14 protein-coding genes are annotated in these 17,885 nt (G+C 71.1%); 8 read left to right on the top strand and 6 right to left on the bottom strand.

The genetic code is table 11. The annotated features are described in order from the left end of the window. Window positions 1-70 precede the first annotated feature (70 nt). Both SLV14N_RS06370 and SLV14N_RS06365 read right to left on the bottom strand, forming a co-directional pair. Window positions 71-1,759 (bottom strand): hypothetical protein, encoded by a 1,689-nt coding sequence (locus SLV14N_RS06370; RefSeq protein ID WP_263268520.1) that lies wholly within the window; start codon window positions 1,757-1,759, stop codon window positions 71-73. Between the two features lie 34 nt (window positions 1,760-1,793). Then, window positions 1,794-2,012, bottom strand: coding sequence for a hypothetical protein (locus SLV14N_RS06365; protein ID WP_208680139.1), 219 nt, complete (start codon window positions 2,010-2,012; stop codon window positions 1,794-1,796). A gap of 535 nt (window positions 2,013-2,547) precedes the next feature. Here SLV14N_RS06365 and SLV14N_RS06360 point away from each other — a divergent pair. Beyond that, on the top strand, window positions 2,548-3,399 hold the full coding sequence (locus SLV14N_RS06360; protein ID WP_208680138.1) for an oxygenase MpaB family protein: 852 nt from the start codon (window positions 2,548-2,550) through the stop codon (window positions 3,397-3,399). Window positions 3,400-3,465: 66 nt separating this feature from the next. On the opposite strand, the gene SLV14N_RS06355 is transcribed toward SLV14N_RS06360, so the two are convergent. Then, window positions 3,466-4,953 (bottom strand): M1 family metallopeptidase, encoded by a 1,488-nt coding sequence (locus SLV14N_RS06355; protein WP_263268518.1) that lies wholly within the window; start codon window positions 4,951-4,953, stop codon window positions 3,466-3,468. A gap of 369 nt (window positions 4,954-5,322) precedes the next feature. Here SLV14N_RS06355 and SLV14N_RS06350 point away from each other — a divergent pair, with 369 nt between their 5' ends. The 3 genes from SLV14N_RS06350 (at window position 5,323) to SLV14N_RS06340 (ending at window position 10,444) form a co-directional block, all read left to right on the top strand. Then, the gene (locus SLV14N_RS06350; protein ID WP_263273039.1) at window positions 5,323-7,239 is read left to right on the top strand and encodes a Xaa-Pro dipeptidyl-peptidase; all 1,917 of its coding nucleotides are present in this window, start codon (window positions 5,323-5,325) and stop codon (window positions 7,237-7,239) included. A 91-nt stretch (window positions 7,240-7,330) separates the two neighbouring features. Continuing rightward, window positions 7,331-8,674 (top strand): M14 family metallocarboxypeptidase, encoded by a 1,344-nt coding sequence (locus SLV14N_RS06345; RefSeq protein WP_263268517.1) that lies wholly within the window; start codon window positions 7,331-7,333, stop codon window positions 8,672-8,674. 78 nt (window positions 8,675-8,752) lie between these two features. After that, window positions 8,753-10,444: a BCCT family transporter gene (locus SLV14N_RS06340; protein ID WP_263268516.1), complete on the top strand. Its 1,692-nt coding sequence runs from the start codon at window positions 8,753-8,755 to the stop codon at window positions 10,442-10,444. Window positions 10,445-10,566: 122 nt separating this feature from the next. On the opposite strand, the gene SLV14N_RS06335 is transcribed toward SLV14N_RS06340, so the two are convergent. Together SLV14N_RS06335 and SLV14N_RS06330 are read right to left on the bottom strand one after the other, a co-directional pair. Beyond that, window positions 10,567-11,460, bottom strand: a complete 894-nt coding sequence (locus tag SLV14N_RS06335; protein WP_263268515.1) for a D-alanyl-D-alanine carboxypeptidase family protein — start codon at window positions 11,458-11,460, stop codon at window positions 10,567-10,569. A 284-nt stretch (window positions 11,461-11,744) separates the two neighbouring features. Continuing rightward, entirely contained in the window at window positions 11,745-12,785 is a 1,041-nt protein-coding gene (locus SLV14N_RS06330; RefSeq protein WP_263268513.1) for an FAD-dependent oxidoreductase, read from the bottom strand. Between the two features lie 234 nt (window positions 12,786-13,019). Between SLV14N_RS06330 and SLV14N_RS06325 the strand changes: the two genes are divergently transcribed. Next, window positions 13,020-13,583: a TrmH family RNA methyltransferase gene (locus SLV14N_RS06325; protein WP_263268511.1), complete on the top strand. Its 564-nt coding sequence runs from the start codon at window positions 13,020-13,022 to the stop codon at window positions 13,581-13,583. A 244-nt stretch (window positions 13,584-13,827) separates the two neighbouring features. Continuing rightward, the gene (locus SLV14N_RS06320; protein WP_208680131.1) at window positions 13,828-15,831 is read left to right on the top strand and encodes an FUSC family protein; all 2,004 of its coding nucleotides are present in this window, start codon (window positions 13,828-13,830) and stop codon (window positions 15,829-15,831) included. A gap of 100 nt (window positions 15,832-15,931) precedes the next feature. Here the strand turns inward: SLV14N_RS06320 and SLV14N_RS06315 are convergent, their stop codons facing one another. Next, window positions 15,932-16,600, bottom strand: coding sequence for a type III effector protein (locus tag SLV14N_RS06315; protein WP_208680130.1), 669 nt, complete (start codon window positions 16,598-16,600; stop codon window positions 15,932-15,934). 172 nt (window positions 16,601-16,772) lie between these two features. Between SLV14N_RS06315 and SLV14N_RS06310 the strand changes: the two genes are divergently transcribed. Both SLV14N_RS06310 and SLV14N_RS06305 read left to right on the top strand, forming a co-directional pair. Beyond that, window positions 16,773-17,207, top strand: coding sequence for an Hsp20/alpha crystallin family protein (locus SLV14N_RS06310; protein ID WP_208680129.1), 435 nt, complete (start codon window positions 16,773-16,775; stop codon window positions 17,205-17,207). A 97-nt stretch (window positions 17,208-17,304) separates the two neighbouring features. Beyond that, window positions 17,305-17,694: a DUF2267 domain-containing protein gene (locus SLV14N_RS06305; protein WP_208687733.1), complete on the top strand. Its 390-nt coding sequence runs from the start codon at window positions 17,305-17,307 to the stop codon at window positions 17,692-17,694. The last annotated feature ends 191 nt before the right edge of the window (window positions 17,695-17,885 follow it).

Raw genomic sequence — 17,885 nt, 5'->3', positions numbered from 1 at the left:
GGTTACTTCCAGGTAGCCGTCCGGGGGGTACGAGATGGACGGGCCGAGGCTCTTGCCGTAGCGCCTCGGGTCAGGGGCCGGACCGCGGGCCCGCGAGCGCCGCGCCGCAGGCCGTGTGTACGGCGGCCAGCGCGGTGACGGCGCTTTGGGTCCAGGACAGCAACGCCCGTTCGCGGCTTGATGGTTCGTCGCAGGCCGGCCGGCCGAACGCGCCGCAGGAGCTCTGCTGGGAGAGAAGAAAGGAGACGGCGTCGCGGGTGATGCGGTGCCCGGCCCGCCCGGCGCGGGCCGAGTCCCGGACGAATCCGGCGATATGCCCCAGGCGATAGTCCTTCCAGGCGCCGGGCAGCTCGGTGACGGCCGTCTCCGGCGCCGGGTGCAAAGCCTCGGCCCCACCGGTCAGAGCGGTCGCACGCTGCGGGGCGAGCAGCCCCAGACCGACGAGGCGCCGGACGTTGTGCGTCGCCTGTGGCGGCACCCGGTCCAGGAGTTCGACGGCGGCGGCGGTGGACTTGAGGAACAGGTCGAGCGAGGCGCAGGTGATCCCGTGGGTCCGCAGGCCGTACGCGAACTCACCGACGACCTCCATCCCGTGTCCCTGCCACACTTCCGCGTCCGCGTCCGCGAGACGTTCGGAGAAATCGAGGAGCAGGGGGCGGGCGAGCTCGGGTTCCCCCAGGGCCCCGGCCGCATGCGCGACGGCCGCTGCGGCGGGCAGCGACGCGGCGGGTGCGTGGCGGCGGCTGGTGTCCGCCAGCCACACCACTGCCCGCCGCAGCGGCTGCTCCACGACCGGGCGGGGCTTGGGCGCGGACGGCCGAGGCCTCCGTACCACCCTGGGGCTGCGGTCCAGCAGCGCGGCCAGGGCGGTGACGATGGTGGTGTGATAGCCGGTGGCCCAGTGCCGGTACTCCTCGTCGCCGTCGGCGAGCCCGGGGTGGACCACACCGGGCGGTCCGTTGACCCGCCCGTCGGCCTCTTGCACGGCCGCGAGGAACTCCCATGCCCGGCGGCCTTCCTCGGAGTCCCGCACCCCGAGGCACAGCAGACAGCACAGAAGTTCCCCCACCAGGTCGGCATTCTGCCGGCCGAGGGTGAGGACGAGGAGCGCTTCGAGCAGCTCCACCGCAGCACCCGGATTGAAGTCCCGTGGCCAGCGGGGCTCGCGGAGACCGAAATCCGTGGCGTAGAAGAGCGTGTGGGTGAGGGCGTAGATGTCGCGGTCGGTGAGCTTGACGACATTCGGGCGGTTGCAGAGCAGGGTGAACGGCAGGACATCGTCCACGGCCGGCAGCGTGTGCGGGACATCGCACAGCTCCAGGGTGTGCAGCAGATCGAGCTGCCGGTACGGAATCCGCTCGAAGACCGCCGCATATCCTCCGGCCGCGGCCTGAGTGATCAGTTGCCGGAACTCCGGGTCCTCGCGGCCGCAGAGCCGGAGCGCCGCATAGGTCCCCGCATACAGGAGGAGGGCGGCTTCGTCCCGGGCGATCAGTTCCCGGTAGGAGGGGCGGGCCGCGATCTCCTCGACCTGTTCGAGGAGGGCGGAGTAGTCGCCGTCCAGGGGTTCCGGGTCGAGGCGCGCCCGCAGCCCCACGAGGAATGCGGTTTCGATGAGGGCCTTGCGGGCGAACAGCACCCGGCCCGGGGCCGCTTCGGTCGGGTCGATCAGAGTGCGGCGCGCAGCGAGCCAGGCGACTGCCCGGGTCTCCACCGCGCGCCTTTGTGACGAACCGTCACCGGGCTGCGTCGTGTTCATGAAATGCCTCCCGGCGATCGGCATGGTCGATGGCTCAGTTGCCTGCGTCGGAGTCGTCGTCCGCGACCTGGTTGGCGACTACGAGCACGTACCGCTCCCAGGCGAGTACGTAGCCGGCCACATCGTCGAGTTGGCTGACCTGGTCGACGACTCGCTGCAGCGGAACGGTGAGGTCGACGAGTCCGCTGGTGCGCAGAAAGTCGAGTGCCTTACGGGCATCGACCGGCGGCGGACAGGGCGGAGGACAGGACATGAGTTGCTCCTTTTGGGTGGTTCGGAAGGACAGTGCGAGTGTCGCGTTCCGTAACGTCCATGTCACTATCCGCGCCTGGTGGGAAAAGTGGGGATTTGATTGCACCAGCTCAGGGGTTTATCTCGCGGCAAAACCACTCTTGAAGGTGAATGTCGTCTATGGGGTCAAGGTGGTTTTGGTGTGGCGATGTCGCACAGTCGGGTGTCGAGTGGCGACGTACACTTCGCCGCCCGCCTGGCGGGCCGGAAGCGGGGAGCCGTCACGCGGGGCGCATCGGGTGACGGGCGAGCCGCCGCCGGTGCTCGTCCGCCGCTGCCCGCCGGCGGTGTCCGTCCGTGGTGCCGAACCCCTTGTACCCGTCCGCGTTCAACTCGCGTGTCCGCGCAGCCGCCTTGGGTATCCTCCGGACCCAGTGGGGCAATGCCGCAGAGGCGTTGAGGAGTCGACTCACCCGCAGTGGTCCCCGGTGTGCGCGTGTCGCGTGGGGGACCTCGGTCCGTCGATCGCGGAGAGTCACCGTATGATGATTAATACCATGAATGCGGTAAAAAATGACCCAAAACCCCCGCCGGTCGGAGGTGTGCTCTGGTCGCTGGCCGGGGACATCCGCATGCTGCTGACCCTGCCGGCCGCGCTGGCCATGCAGGTCGCCCACCCGGCGGTGGGCGCCGGTGTGGACGACCACTCCGTCTTCCGTACGGACCCCTGGGGGCGTGGCGAGCGGTCGCTGGCCTCGCTGCAGCTGTGGGTGTACGGAGGGGAGGCCGCGGCCGCGGAGGGGCGTCGGCTGCGAGCGCTGCACCGGACCATCCAGGGGACCGACGCACACGGCCGCTCCTACCATGCGCTCACCCCCGCCTACTACGCCTGGGTGCACGCCACCGGCTACCCCGTCTTCCGGCACGCGCAGCAGTACCTCGGCCGCCCCTTCACCGAGGCGCAGGAGCGAGCACTGTACGCGGAGTGGCTGCAGGTCGGCCGGGTCCTGGGGATCCATGACCGCGATATGCCGCAGACCATCGAGGAGTTCTGGCCCTACTACCAGAAGGTCCTCGACAACGAGCTCGAAGAGACCGCCGTGGTCAGGGAGTTGCTGGCGACCGACCCGCCGCTGCCGGCGCCCGACCGCGGCCCGCGATGGCTGCGGCTGCTCCTGCGGCTGTCCTGGCCGTGGCTGCGCCCCCGGTTCGCCCGCGTCCGGCGCTTCGTCACGATCGGGCTGATGCCGCCGGACGCCCGGCAGGCCATCGGCCTGGAGTGGACGGACGCCCAGGAGCGCCGGCTGCGACGTCTCGGGCGGGTCGTCCGCGCCGTGGTGCCGGTGCTCCCGGAGCGGCTGCGGTTCATGCCGATCGCGCGCCGGGCCCGGCAGGCGGCGCGCGGCTGACGACGCGGCGCGCGTACGGAGCCGGAGGTGCCCCGGCTCCGTACCGTTCAGCGCCCGCTCACCGGCTCAGTGCCCGTGCACGTCGTGCGTGGCCGCGATCCGCTTCCACGACTTGGGCTCGGCGACCGGTGCCTGCCGGGCGCCGAGGGCCTGCTTGGCCGTGCCCGCCGTGGGCTTGGACGGCTGGAAGAGCCAGGTGTCGAAGAAGCCTGCCAGCTCCTTGCCGGACTTCTTCTCGGCGAACTTCACGAAGTCGGCCACCGAGGCGTTGCCGTACTTGTTCTCCGTCTGCCAGGACTTGAGGATGCCGAAGAAGGCCTTGTCGCCGACCTTGTTGCGGAGCGCCTGGAGGGTCAGCGCGCCACGGTCGTAGACGGCGCCGTCGAACTGGTTCTCCGCGCCCGGGTCGCCCGGCTTGACCTTCCAGAACGGGTCATCGGCGGGGTGCTGGGAGTAGACCCAGTCCGCCAGCTCCTGGGCGGTGCCCTCGCCCTCCTTCTCCGACCACAGCCACTGGCTGTAGGCGGCGAAGCCCTCGTTGATCCAGATGTCCTTCCAGTCCTTGAGCGAGACGTTGTCGCCGTACCACTGGTGGGCCAGCTCATGCACCACGACCGAGACGTTCGTGCCGCGGTCGAAGACCTTCTTTCCGTAGAAGGGGCGGGTCTGGGTCTCCAGCGCGTACCCGGCCGGGACGTTCGGGACGTAGCCGCCTACCGCGTTGAACGGGTAGGGGCCGAAGACGCTCTCCAGCCACTCGGTGATCTCGGTGGTGCGCTCGATGCTCGCCTTCGCCGAGCCCTCGTGCGAACCGAGGTCCTTGCTCACGGCGTTGATGACCGGCAGGCCGTTCGCGGTCTTGTCGGTGGTGATGTCGAACTTGCCGACGGCCAGCGTCGTCAGATACGTCGCCTGCGGCTTGTCCGAGCGCCAGTTGTAGCGCGTCCAGCCCAGCTTGGAGGACTGCGAGGCCAGTACACCGTTGCTCAGTGCCTGGGTGCCGTCCGGGACCGCCACCGAGATGTCGTAGGTCGCCTTGTCGGTGGGGTGGTCGTTGCTCGGGTACCACCACACGGCGGCGTCCGGTTCCTGCGCCACCACACCGCCGTCCGGCGTACGGGCCCAGGCGCTGTAGCCGTCTATCTTCAGCTCGGAGGGCTTGCCCGCGTAGCGGACCACGACACTGATCTGCTTGCCCTTCTCCAGCGGCGTGGCCGGAGTGACCTCCAGCTCGTGCTTGCCGGAGGTGGTGAAGGAAGCCTTCTTGCCGTTGATCCGGATCTCGCTGACCTTGAGGCCGAAGTCCAGGTTGAAGCGGGAGAGGTCCTGGGTGGTGGTGGCCAGCAGGGTGGCCGTGCCCTCCAGCAGGTCCGTCTTCGGCTGGTACTTGAGCCGCAGATCGTAGTGGGAAACGTCGTATCCGCCGTTTCCGCTCTCGGGGTAGTAGGTGTCGCCCACACCCGGAGCGCCCGGTGTGAAGTCGGCCGCGGAGGCTGGGATCGCCAGCAGCAGGCTGAGGGCGGCCGCGCCGGGTACGAGGAGTCTGTGACGCACGAGTCCTCCAACTCGTAGGGGGGATGGCTCTGTTCAGACCCTATGTACTGCGTCGGGTCGGCGTCATGTACATGGCCCGATCTGACACATGACCGACATGAACCACCATCCGTCCCTCGGGTCCGCCGTGCTGCGCCGGCCCCCTCCGTCACGGTCCGCGGCGGACGACACCGCGCGGCAGACTCCGGTCCGCCCGCCAGGCGAAACCGGGCCGCCCGCGGGGCGAAAAGCGACCCATGGACCTGTTTTCGGCCCCCGGCGGGGCCATAGTGCCCGGACACGCTCTTACGCAGGGGAGTTGAGCCGCGCTACCGTCCGCCCGTGACGAATCCTGCGCGGATCCCCCGCATCCCCTTCACAGCGCTCGTGATGGCAGCCGTCGCCGCCCTGCTGTCCGCCCTGATCGGGCCGGCATCCGCGCACGCGGCGCCCGGTGAGAGCAGACCCGTCTACTCCTACGACCGCGCGATACGCGAATCGGTCTGGGTGGACACACGGCTGGACGGCGACGCGGACGGGAGAACCGACCGCGTCGCCGTCGACATCGTCAGGCCCGCCGAACCCGCCCAACAGGGCCGGCGGATCCCCGTGATCATGGACGCCAGTCCTTACTACTCCTGCTGCGGGCGCGGTAACGAGAGCCAGAAGAAGACCTACGACGACCGGGGCCGGCCGGTCGGGTTCCCGCTCTTCTACGACAACTACTTCGTGCCGCGCGGCTATGCGACGGTCCTGGTCGACCTCGCGGGCACCAACCGCTCGGACGGCTGCGTCGACGTCGGCGGCCGCTCCGACATCCGCTCCGCCAGGGCCGTCGTCGACTGGCTCGGCGGCAGGGGGCGCGCCTACACCGCCCGTACGGGAGGCGAACCCGTGACGGCCGGCTGGTCCAACGGCAGCACCGGAATGATCGGCAAGAGCTGGGACGCCACCATCGCCAACGGTGTCGCGGCCACCGGCGTCAAGGGGCTGAGGACCATCGTCCCGATCGCCGGCATCTCCTCCTGGTACGACTACTACTTCGCCAAGGGCGCCCCGCTCTACGACTCGGGCCCCGACTCCCTCGCCGACGTGGTCGACAGCCCCGAGGCGCGCAAGCGCTGCGCCGCCGTGCAGAAGAAGCTCGCCGACGGCGCGCCCCGTACCGGCGACTGGACCGGTCTGTGGAGCGAGCGCGACTACGTCCGCAACGCGGGCAAGGTCCGCGCCAGCGTCCTCATGGTGCACGGCATGCAGGACCTCAACGTCCGGACCCGGCACGCCGGGCAGTGGTGGGACGCGCTCGCCCGGCACGGCGTCGAGCGCAAGATCTGGCTCTCCCAGACCGGGCATGTCGACCCCTTCGACTTCCGGCGGGGCGCGTGGGTCAAGACCCTCCACCACTGGTTCGACCACTATTTGCTGGGCTACGACAACGGCATCGAGCGCACCCCGATGGCCGATATCGAGCGCTCGCCCGGCACGTGGTCCACCGACCCGAAGTGGCCCGCTCCCGGCGCCACGCCCACCACGCTGCGGCCGCGCGGCGGCACCGCGCCCGGTGTCGGCGTCCTGGGGACCCGTAAGGCGCCGCACGGCGCGACCGAGACCTTCACCGACGACCCGAAGCTGAGCGAGGCCGACTGGGCGGCCCGGATCGATACCCCGACCGCCGCCAAGGCCGGGTTCCGCACCGGGCCGCTGCGCGCGCCGCTGCGGCTGTCCGGCTCCGGCACGGTGACCGTGACCGTCACCCCGAGCACCTCGACCGCCCATCTCTCCGCCGTCCTGGTCGACCTCGGACCCGACACCATCCGCAACTACGCGGCGGACGGCGAGGGCATCACCACCCTCGACAGGCGTACCTGCTGGGGCGCCGGAACCACGGGCGACACCGGCTGTTTCAAGGAGACCGCCGCCGACACCCAGAAGGTCGCCCACACCGTCTTCAGCCGCGGCTGGGCCGACCTCGGCAACTACGCCGACCCCCACAAGGGCCGCCCGCTCACCCCCGGCAAGCCCTACACCCTCACCCTGGACCTGGCCGCGAGCGATCATGTCGTGCCCGCCGGGCACCGGCTCGCGCTCATCGTGGCCGGCACCGACGCCGGTCTGATCGACCCACCCGCGTCCACCCCGAAGCTCACCCTCGACCTGTCCCGCACCTCCGCGGAACTGCCGCTGACCGGCGGCGCCCCGGCCTTCGTACGGGCCACCGCGGGCGCACCGGGGCATCCGGACGCCGCGGCACCGCTGGACGGCATCGCCCCGCCGCCCTCGATCAGCCGGCTGCCGGCCGTGGGATGACCGCCCGGGGCCGCCCCACCGCGGGCGGCCCCACCCGGCCGGGACCACCCCCACTCCACCTCCACCGCTCACCCAAGGGAGGCTCCTCCTCGTGATACCCCGCCCCCGCCGCCTCGTCGTGGTTCCGCTGGCATTCGGGCTGACGGCCACCCTCGGCGCGACCCCGCCGGCCGCTCCCGCCACCCCGACCGCAACCCACGCTCCCCGTACGGGATTCGAGACCAGCCAGGGCGCCCGCTGGACCGGCCAGACCGAGGAACAGGAATTCCTCCGGGCCGTCGACCGGGGCTCGGTGCGCGTACGGATCGACCGGATCGGCACCACCGGGCAGGGCCGCCCGGTGCAGCTCGTCCGGATCGGCGGGTCCGCCCCCGAGAGCCCGGCGGAGGTCCGCCGCGGCAACTCCGTCCTGCTGATCTGCTCCCAGCACGGGGACGAACCCTCCGGGCGCGAGGCCTGTCTGACCACGGTCCGCGATCTTGCCTACGCCAAGGACGCGGCCACCCGGCGCTTCCTGGAACGCACCAGCGTGCTGGTCGTACCGACCGCCAACCCCGACGGCCGGGCCGCGGACACCCGGGGCAACGCCGACGGTACGGACATCAACCGTGACCACATCGCCCTCCAGACCGCCGAGGGCCGAGCGATGGCCGAGGTCATCCGCGACTACCGCCCCGACACCATCTACGACCTGCACGAGTACGGCCCCACGGTCCCGTACTACATGAAGGACGTACTGTCACTGTGGCCGCGCAACCTCAACACCGCGGACGGGGTGCACCGCGAAGCGGGCGCGCTCTTCCAGGACTTCGTGCGGCCCGCCGTCCACCGGGCGGGCTTCTCCACCGGTGTCTACGGCATCTGGACCGACCCGGAGACCGGTGATCCCGTCAAGCAGGTCGCCGGCGACGGCCAGGAGCGGATCCTGCGCAACACCGCGGGTGTCAAGGGCTCGGTCGGACTGCTCGTCGAGACCCGGGTCGATGCGCTCACCGACGCCGAGAAGGCCGACCCCGCGTTCAACAACCGGCGCCGGGTGGACTCCCAGCTGGCCGCCTTGGACGGCGCCTTCACCTTCTTCGACCGGCACCGGTCACGGATCGAGGCGGCCACCACCGCCGCCCGGCTCGCGGGCTATGCCGATCACGGTCCGGTCTACCTCGGCGGCGCGGATAACGAACCGGCCACCGACGCACAGATCCTGGCCCATCCGCCTTGCGCCTATCGTCTCGACGAGAGACAGTTTGCCCAGGTCAGGGAAGAACTGGTGCGGCACGGAGTGGTGTGGCGTCGGGACCGTGACGGCGTCGTCGTGCCGCTGCGCCAGCCGCTGCGGAAGCTCATTCCGCTGCTGTTGGACCAGAGGGCCGGTTATCACCTTACGGTCGCGACGCCCCTCAACGTCTGCCGTCGTGTGATAGGGGGTAACGGGTAAGGAAAATATGGCCCATTGAAAGGTTGACACGTGTCGGACACAGACAGAAAGTCCGGAGATGGGGGTGGCACGTCATCTGTGACGGATCTCCCCGACGGCCCTCAGGAGAACGGGCCCCCACAGACCGACCGTGTGGTCTTCGGTGTGACCGCGCTGCTCACCCTCGCCTTCATCGGCTGGGGAGCGTCTTCCACCGACTCCCTCAAGAATGCGTCGACCTCGATGCTGAACTGGGTGATCGACAACCTCGGCTGGGCGTTCGTCCTCTCCGCCTCCGCATTTGTGATCTTTGCGATCTGGCTTGCGGTGAGCAAATACGGACGGATCACGCTGGGCAAGGAGGGCGAGGAGCCCGAATTCCGCACCGTGTCCTGGGTCGCGATGATGTTCAGCGCGGGCATGGGCATCGGCCTGATGTTCTACGGCGTCAGTGAGCCGCTGGGGCACTTCACCACCCCGCCGCCGGGCACCGATCCCCAGGACGCCGCCCAGGCGATGGACACGGCGATGGCCACAACGCTGTTCCACTGGACGCTGCACCCGTGGGCGATCTACGCCGTGGTGGGTCTGGCCATTGCTTACAGTTGCTTCCGGCGGGGGAGGCGGCAGACGATAAGCGCGGTGTTCACGCCACTGATCGGCTCCCGGCGGGCGAACGGCTGGGGCGGCCGGGTCATCGACATCCTGGCCATCTTCGCCACCCTCTTCGGCTCCGCGGCCTCGCTGGGGCTCGGTGCGCTGCAGATCGGCAGCGGCATCAAGGTGCTGGGCTGGATGGACAGCGTCAGCACCACCCTGCTGGTCGGCGTCATCACCGTGCTGACCATCGCCTTCATCCTGTCCGCGGTCTCCGGCATCGCCAAGGGCGTCCAGATGCTGTCCAACATCAATATGGTGCTGGCGCTGATTCTGGCGGTCTTCGTGTTCGTCGTCGGACCGACGATTCTCATCCTCAATCTGCTGCCGACCTCCCTCGGCTCGTTCATCGGCGAACTGCCGCAGCTTGCGGGACGTACGGAAGCCGGCAGCGGCGACGATGTGGGCGGCTGGCTGCGCAGCTGGACCGTCTTCTACTGGGCGTGGTGGATCTCCTGGACGCCCTTCGTGGGCATGTTCATCGCCCGGATCAGCCGCGGCCGGACGATCCGGCAGTTCATCGGCGGGGTCATCCTCGTGCCGAGCGTGGTCAGCCTGGTGTGGTTCGCGGTGTTCGGCGGCTCGGCCATGAAGCTGCAGGAGTCCAAGCAGCTCAGCGGGTCGAGCACTCCCGAAGGCCAGCTCTTCGATGTGCTGCACCAGTACCCGCTCGCCACGGTGACCAGCGTTCTGGTCATGATTCTGGTCGGCATCTTCTTCGTGTCCGGTGCCGATGCCGCGTCCATCGTCATGGGCACGCTCTCGCAGAAGGGGACCTTCGAGCCGACCCGGCTCGTGGTGATCTTCTGGGGAGTGGTGACCGGTGCGGTCGCCGCGATCATGCTGCTGATCGGTGGCGGATCGGGCGATGCCCTGACCGGACTGCAGAATCTGACGATTCTGGTCGCGGTGCCCTTCATGGTCGTGATGATCGCCATGTGCTGGGCACTGATGCGCGATCTGCGCAGCGATCCGCTGATCGTGCGTGGACAGAAGGGCGAGGAAGCCGTCGAGCTGGCCGTGATCGCGGGCCATGAGCAGTACGACGGTGACTTCGAGTTCCAGATCGGACCCGGCGGCAACGGTGACGGTACCGGTGAGGACAGCGGTGCCGGAGTCAAGAGCGACGGCTAGACCGATTCCGGTGCGTCACCGTGCGGACCGGGTGCGTTGCCGGACCGGCGCCGCACGATGACGAAGGGGCCTGCTCGCGGCCGGAAGGTCGCGAGCAGGCCCCACGCCTGTTCCGGATCGGGTTACTTCTTGAAGCCGTAGTCCATCAGCTTCTTCGCGTCAGCGGTGCGGTTCTCCACCGAGGAGGAGGCGAGAACCGTGCCGACGACCGTCTTGCCGCCCCGGGTGGCGGCGAAGACCAGGCAGTACTTGGCCTCCGGGCCGGAGCCCGTCTTGATGCCGAGGGTGCCCGAGTAGCTGCCGAGCAGCGCGTTGGTGTTGGTCCACGACATGTAGCGGTAGCCACCGCTCTTCGTCGTGACCTTCTGCTTGGTCGACTTCGTCTTCACGACCGTACGGAACGTGGAGTACTTCATCGCGTTCGAGGCGAGCTTGGTCAGATCGCGCGGAGTCGAGTAGTTCGCGCCCTTCCCGATGCCGTCGAACGAGTCGAAGTGCGTGTTCGTCAGGCCGAGCGACTTGGCCGTGGAGTTCATCTTGCCGATGAACGACTTGACCCGCGCGTCCCGGGTGGAGCCGCTGCCGAACTTGTCGGCCAGCGCGTACGCCGCGTCGCAGCCGGACGGGAGCATCAGCCCGTACAGCAGCTGGCGGACGGTGACCTTGTCGCCGACGATCAGCCGGGCCGACGAGGCCCAGTCGTTGTCGACGATGTAGTCGCTGTACGCCTTCTGGACCGTCACCTTGGAATCAAGGTTGAGGTTCGGCTGTGCCAGCACCACCCGTGCCGTCATGATCTTGGTGGTGGAGCCGGTGGAGCGCCGGGTGTCCGCGGCCTTGGTGAAGAGGGACTTCCCCGTGCCGTTGTTCATCACGTAGCCGCCCTTGGCGGCGATCGTGGGGGTCTTGAGCGTGGCGGCCTGCGCCGGAGCGGTGAATGCCCCGGCCGTCAGGACGGCTCCCGCGGTGACAGCGACCGCGGATACGCGACGAATGCCCTTAATGCCGTTTTTCAAAATGGATACTCCAAATACCCCTGCAGTGCGGCCATATAGGAATGGCGCTTGCTCATGAGACGCATGAGACGGACGAATGGATGCACGCTCCAGGCGGCAAATTCCGCTTGTTCGCACGCCGCTGGACCGATCGGGCGGGTTTCGGGCCTGGCATCGGTGCATTCCCCCGGGTGGACACACATGTGACTACGGAGAGAACGGTCAGGAGCGGACGGAGATACGGATACGCGGCGAATTCGCTGCCGGGGACGGCAACGCCGTGGCGGAGGCGGGCACCTCCGTAATTACCGGCGCACCGGTCCGCGCTCCTCCTGGACCGCCCGCACCATCCGCAGTACCTCGTCCGCGCACCCCCATGCCACGGTCACGCCCCCACCGCCGTGCCCGTAGTTGTGGACGCACGGCACACCGCCGGACAGCCGCTCCGCCGCCAGCCGCACCGCCGGGCGGGCCGGACGCAGCCCCACCTTGTGCGCCAGGATCCGGGCCCGCGCCAGTTCCGGGAAGCGCCGCGCACAGCGGGCCACGATGGCCTCCGCCACCGCCGGATCGGGCTCCCGGGACCAGGCGTTCTCCTGTGCCGTGCCTCCCAGCACCAGGCCGTACGGCTGCGGCAGCAGATACGTGGTGTCCGTCGCCCCGGCGTCGGCGGACACGTACCACTCCTCGATGCCGGGGTTCTCCACGATCACCAACTGCCCCTGGACCGGGTGGACTTCCGGATCGGGGACGAGAGTGCGCGCGCCGAGTCCCGAGCAGTTCACGACCACGTCCGCCGCCGCTCCGGCCGCCTCCAGCGAGGCGACCTCGCGCCGCTCCACCGCCCCGCCCGAGGCCGTCAAGCGCCGTTCCAGATAACGGAGATGGGCCGGCATGTCCACCAGGGGAGTACGGGCCCGCCACCCCGACGCGTGGCCCTCGGGGAGCTCCTCCGTCCTCGCCCGCCGCAACCCGGGCACCGCGTCATACCAGGCGGCCAGACCGTCCTCGGCGCCGTGGCCCGCCTTCCCGGAGGCGCCCCGGCCGGCGCCCGTCGTGGCCGTCATCGTGCCCGTCACCATCCGGGCGCCCGTCTCCTCCGGCCGCTCCGCGAGCGCGGCCAGCACCTGGAAGGAGCGTACGGACCACTCCACCGCCCGCTCGTACGGCTGGATGCGGTACGGCCAGCAGAGCCCGCCCGCCACCGCCGAGGTCGTGCCGTCGGCCGCGTCCCGGCTCAGTACCCGTACCCGGTGCCCGTCCTCGGCCAGTGCGATCGCCGACGTCAGCCCGATCACGCCGCCGCCGACCACCCGTATGTCCAGGCTCTCCGTATTGCTCGTCATGCCGGGACGCTAACCGGTGGGGCGGGGCGCGGAAAAGGGGAGGACACCGGGGGAGCGGAGCCCTAGCCTGGTGCGGCCGCGCCCGGACCGGGGCGGCTTCGGAACAGAACCGGGCCGGGTGACGGTCCGGACGACGATGGCCCGGGCGCGCCGCCAAGCGCCCTGGACGATGCAGATGCTGCCGCAGTTCCTCACTGCCGCCATGAATGTCCGGAGGGCCGCCTCCGCAGTGCGATGAGCGGCCGTGCGCGGCGCCGGGGCCCCGCCCCCGCTCCGCCGGCCGCGCCCGCCTTCCGTACCCGTACCCCCGGTGAACTCCGCCGCGCCCGGCGGCCGCGGGCCCACGCCTGCTGGGACCACCTCTACGCCGCACCGCTGTGGCCGCTGCACGGCGCCAACCTCGGCACCCTGCTGCGCACCTGCGACGCGGTCGGCGCCTGTCTGACCGTGCCGCGGTTCCCCTGGGTGCCCGAGGCGCTGGAGCGCGGCAATACGCTCCGCAGGCCCGCCTGTGTGCACTGGACCGGTGATCCGGTGGGCTGGCTGGAGGGGCAGCGCGAACGGGGGCTGCGCGTGGTGGGGGTGGAACTCGCCGACGAGGCGGTACGGCTGGCGGACCTGAAGGCCGCGCGCGGGCCGACGGTGATGGTCCTCGGGCACGAGCAGCACGGGATTCCGCCCGAGGCGCTGGATCTGCTGGACGAGGTGGTGGAGATCCCGATGGTCGGCACCGGCGCCAGCCTGAACGTGGCGGTGGCGGGGTCACTGGTGCTGTACCGGCTTGCCGGGTTGTGCTGAGCCGGGGGCCGGTTGACGGGACGGAGTGCCGGTGCCGGGCGCCGTCCGCCGGACGGGCGGAGCGGGGAAGGGCGTCGGGTGCGGAGCCGGGTCGGCTGCCTGCCATTCGTTCGTGATCTTGTGGTAACCCCGCGGCAGTGGTGTGGCCTCTCCCGGACCTTAGGCTGGTAGCAGCACCGTCGGCCGATGACGCCCCTCGGATTCCGCTGGCCGCCCGTCCGTACGCCGTCGTCTGAGGAGGCCCATGCTCCGCGCGCCGCGCGCCGTGCCCGCCTGGCTCGCTCACCCCTTCCGCTGGCAGCGGCTGCCCGTACCCTGGGCGGCCGTTGCCCGCGGTGCGCTGTGTGCGGGGCCGCTGCTGGGCGCGGGCATCGCGACCGGCCACCCGGCGCCCGGAGTCCTGGCCGGGCTCGGCTCGATGCTGGCCGGGGTCAACGACCGCCCCGGCACCCGGCGTACCGGCATCGTCCATATCGGACTGCCCGCCCTCGCCTCGGCGCTCGGCATGCTGATCGGCGCCTCGCTGCGGGCGGCCGACGCGGGCTGGTGGATCGTCCCGGCGCTGTTCGCCGTCGGCTTCGTCTCCGGTGCGGGCAGCGTGGCCGGGCCGGTGCGCTCCAACGCCGGGATGCAGATGCTGGCCACCACCATCCTGGGCGCCGGGATGCCGCTGCCCGGCGCGCCCTGGGCGAAGGCCCTCTATGTGCTGGCCGGCTGCCTGTGGCTGCTTCTGCTGCGGCTCGCCCTGCGCTCGCCCCGCCCCGCGGGCGGTGCGCTCAGCGGCGAGCGGGCCGCGGTCGCCACGGTCTTCGACGCGCTCGCCGACGCCCTCAGTGCGGTCGGCGGCCCCGGTGCCGAGCCCGCCAGACGCCGGCTCACCGCCGCACTGGACCGCGCCGACGAGGCCCTGCGGCTGCGCCGCCTCACGAGCCGGCTGCTGCGCGGGCCCGCCCGTACGGAAGAACGTCTGCTCGCCGAGCGGTTCGCCGCGGCCACCGCGCTGTGCGAGGCCAGCGTGGCGCTGCTGTGGGAGGCCCGCCCGTTGCCGTCCCGGGTCGCGGAGAGCCCCCGTAGGTTCGCCGATGCGCTGCGCACCGGGCGGCCGCCGGGCCGGCTGTCCGCCCCGGAGACCAGCACGGCCGCGCGCGGCGCCTTCGACCAGGCCTTGCTGGACGCCGCGGTCGCCTTCGCCCGGCGGGAGCCGGAGGCGCCGCAGCGGGCGGAGCAGGCACCGTCCGGCCACCCCGCCTGGGCGGCCCGGCCCGCGGCCGTGATCCGCGGGGCGCTGGGTGCCGTCGGCGGGCGGACACGGCGCGGGCGCGGCCTGTTCGGGCCCGCCGGGCGGGACTACGGCCTGCGGGTCGCCGTCTGCATCGCCGCGAGCGCCGCCGTGGCCCTGCTGCTCCGCGCCGACCACTGGTACTGGCTTCCGGCGACCGTCACCTTCCTCGTCAAACCGGACCTGGGACCGCTCTTCTCCCGTACGGTCAACCGCTTCGCCGGGACCGTCGCGGGCGTGCTGGTCTTCGCCGGGGCGGGCCTGCTGCTGACCGGTTCGTGGTGGCCCGCGCTGATGGCGGGCGCGGGCGGGGCGCTGCTGCCGTTCGCCACCCGTCACTTCGCCCTGCAGACCGTCGCGATCACCCTCATGGTGCTGTCGTTCGTGCATGTCAGCGGCGATCCGCAGGCCGCCGCCGAGCGGATCGTGGACACCTCCATCGCCTGCGGCATCGTCCTCGTCGTCGGACATCTGCCGCGGCTCGCCGACCCACGCCGCCGGGTCGGGCACCGCGTCACCTCGGCGCTGCGCAGCACCGAGCAGTTCCTGCGGTACGTCCTCGAGTCGGAACCGGGCGCGGACCCCACCCGTCGGCTGGCGCTGCGCCGTGCCGCCTACCGGGCGCTGGGGGAGGCCAGGGCGGCGGCGGAGACCGCCGCGGCCGAACTCCTCGCCGCCCGCGACCGCAACCCCGACTGGCTGACCGTCGTCACCGCGGCCGAACGCATCGTGGACGCCGCGACCGCCTGTGCGGTACGCCTCGACCATGGCGCGCACCGCCCGGCCAGGGCCGAGGCCGAGGGGCTGTGCCAGGCGCTGTCGGCGATGGCCGACGCCCTGGAGGACCCGCACCGGCCGCCCGAGCGCGGCCTGTCCGGCCCGGACCTCCCGCCGGTTCCGGACTGCGCCACGCTCACGGATGTGGCCGTGGAGCTGGAGCGGATCCGGGGGTACGCGGGGACGGGCTGAGCCGAGGGACGCGGTGGGCGCGAGCGCCCCACGTCGGAAGGCGGCGCGGGCGCGGTCCGGTCCCGGAGCCTGAGGTGCGCGCCGTGCCGTCCGCCCGGTGTCAGCCGGTGGTCCGGCGCTGGTCGTCGCTGTCCCGGCGCAGCTGGTCGGTGTGGTGGGTGATGCCGTCGATGCGGGCGACGAGGTCGGGGTGGCCGTGCTCCAGGTGCGGGCGGGTGTCGGTCAGCGGGCCGACGAGCTGAGCGGCGTCGTCGTCGCCGAGGGCGAGGCTCAGGCGGCTGACCGAGGGATGGGCGCCGGCGGGGAGGTCGGTGAGCGCGGTGATCTGGCCGGCGAGCCGGCGCAGATCGGCGGCGTGGAGCCGGGCCCAGGCGGTGACGGAGCGGTCGGCGGCGCGGCGGTCGCGGGTGGCTTTCACCCGCTGCTCGCCGGTGGTGCCGGCGGCGCCGGGGCGCAGCCGCAGATAGCGGCGTTCGGCGGCCTGACGGCTGGTCACACCGAGGGGTTCGGCGAGGTCGGCCCAGCTCGCGCCCGCGTCACGGGCCGTTTCGATCAGGCCGGGCTCCCAGCCGGCGAGTTGCAGGCGCACCTCGCGCAGCAGGAGAAGAGCGGCCAGCGCCTGCTCGGGGCCGGTCGCGTCAGGGACGGGCGGCTCGCCGGTTCCCGTGCCGTGGGCGGCACGCAGGGCTTCGTGGATCGAATCCAGCGCGGCCGCGGTGGCGAGGAAGGAAGCGGGCGCGGGGTCCTCGGGCCGGTCGGCTGCGGACACGGGATCTCCCTTCGTCAGAGGTCGTCAGTGTGGGGCGGCCGGATGCCTGGAGAGCATGTCAGCTATTGGATGACATCTTGCTTGTCATCGTTCGGATGACATGTTACAACGGGAGACAGGTGAAGCGCATTGGCCAGGCAGTAGTGCCTGAACCAACTGGAGGTGTTTCGCGATGTTGATGCGCACTGACCCGTTCCGCGAGCTCGACCGGCTCACCCAGCAGCTCATGGGCACGTCCGGCACCTGGTCGAAGCCGTCCCCGATGCCGATGGACGCGTTCCGCGAGGGCGACGAGTATGTGATCGCCCTGGACCTCCCCGGCGTCTCCACGGACGCGATCGACATCGACGTCGAGCGGAACATGCTGACCGTCAAGGCCGAGCGCCGGCCGGTCGCCAAGGCCGACAACGCACAGATGGAGCTCTCCGAGCGGCCGCTGGGTGTCTTCTCCCGCCAGCTGATGCTGGCCGACACGCTGGACACGGAGCACATCAAGGCCGACTACGACGCGGGCGTCCTGACCCTGCGGATCCCGATCGCCGAGCGTGCCAAGCCCCGCAAGATCGCCATTGGCGGGGACACTGCGCAGAAGCAGATCCGCGGCTGAGCGGGACCGCGCCCGCATCGGGCGGAGGACGGGAAAGCGATCTCCCCGCCGGTCCCGTCCTCCGCGCTCCGAAGAGAGGGAGGCAGCTGTGGCGCCTATGCGATGGGAGGCGTTCCTGGCACAGGTCCAGGAGCGCGGCGAGTACGACTCACCACCGGAAGCGGAACGGGCGGCCCGCGTCGTCCTGGCACTGCTGGGTGCGCATCTGGTCGGCGAGGAACGGGCCGAGCTGGCCGCCGATTTGCCGGAGACCTTCGCCCTGATCCTGCTCAACCCGCTCCAGGCCGCCGAGCCGCTGGACCCCGAACGGTTCGTCCGCGCCACGGCGGCCTGGATTGAGGGCGCCACCGAGGAGACCGCGAAGTGGGATGTCGGCGCCGTACTCAGCGTCGTCGCCGACGCCGCCGGTGAAGACCTCATGCAGCGCGTCCTGCTCCAACTGCCCCCGGGTTTCGACCTCCTCTTCGGCCATCCCCGGTCGGCATGACCACCTGGTGACTGGTGAGGGCCGCCTCCCCGCCGACGGGGAGGCGGCCCTTGTGTCAGGGCACGTCCCCTCCACTCCGCCCCACCGGGCCGTCACGGAAGGGGGCTCCCGCGGCTCACCGAACCCATCGGCCGTCCTGCCGCGAAGGCAGCCGGCGAAGGCAGTCGGCGGCCGCACCGCCGACTGCCTCG

Origin of the sequence: Streptomyces sp. Je 1-4 4N24, assembly GCF_026239515.1 — a bacterium.
GTDB classification, from domain to species: domain Bacteria; phylum Actinomycetota; class Actinomycetes; order Streptomycetales; family Streptomycetaceae; genus Streptomyces; species Streptomyces nigrescens.
Note: the sequence above shows the minus strand (reverse complement) of the source record. Positions and strands in the feature narration are given on the sequence as shown.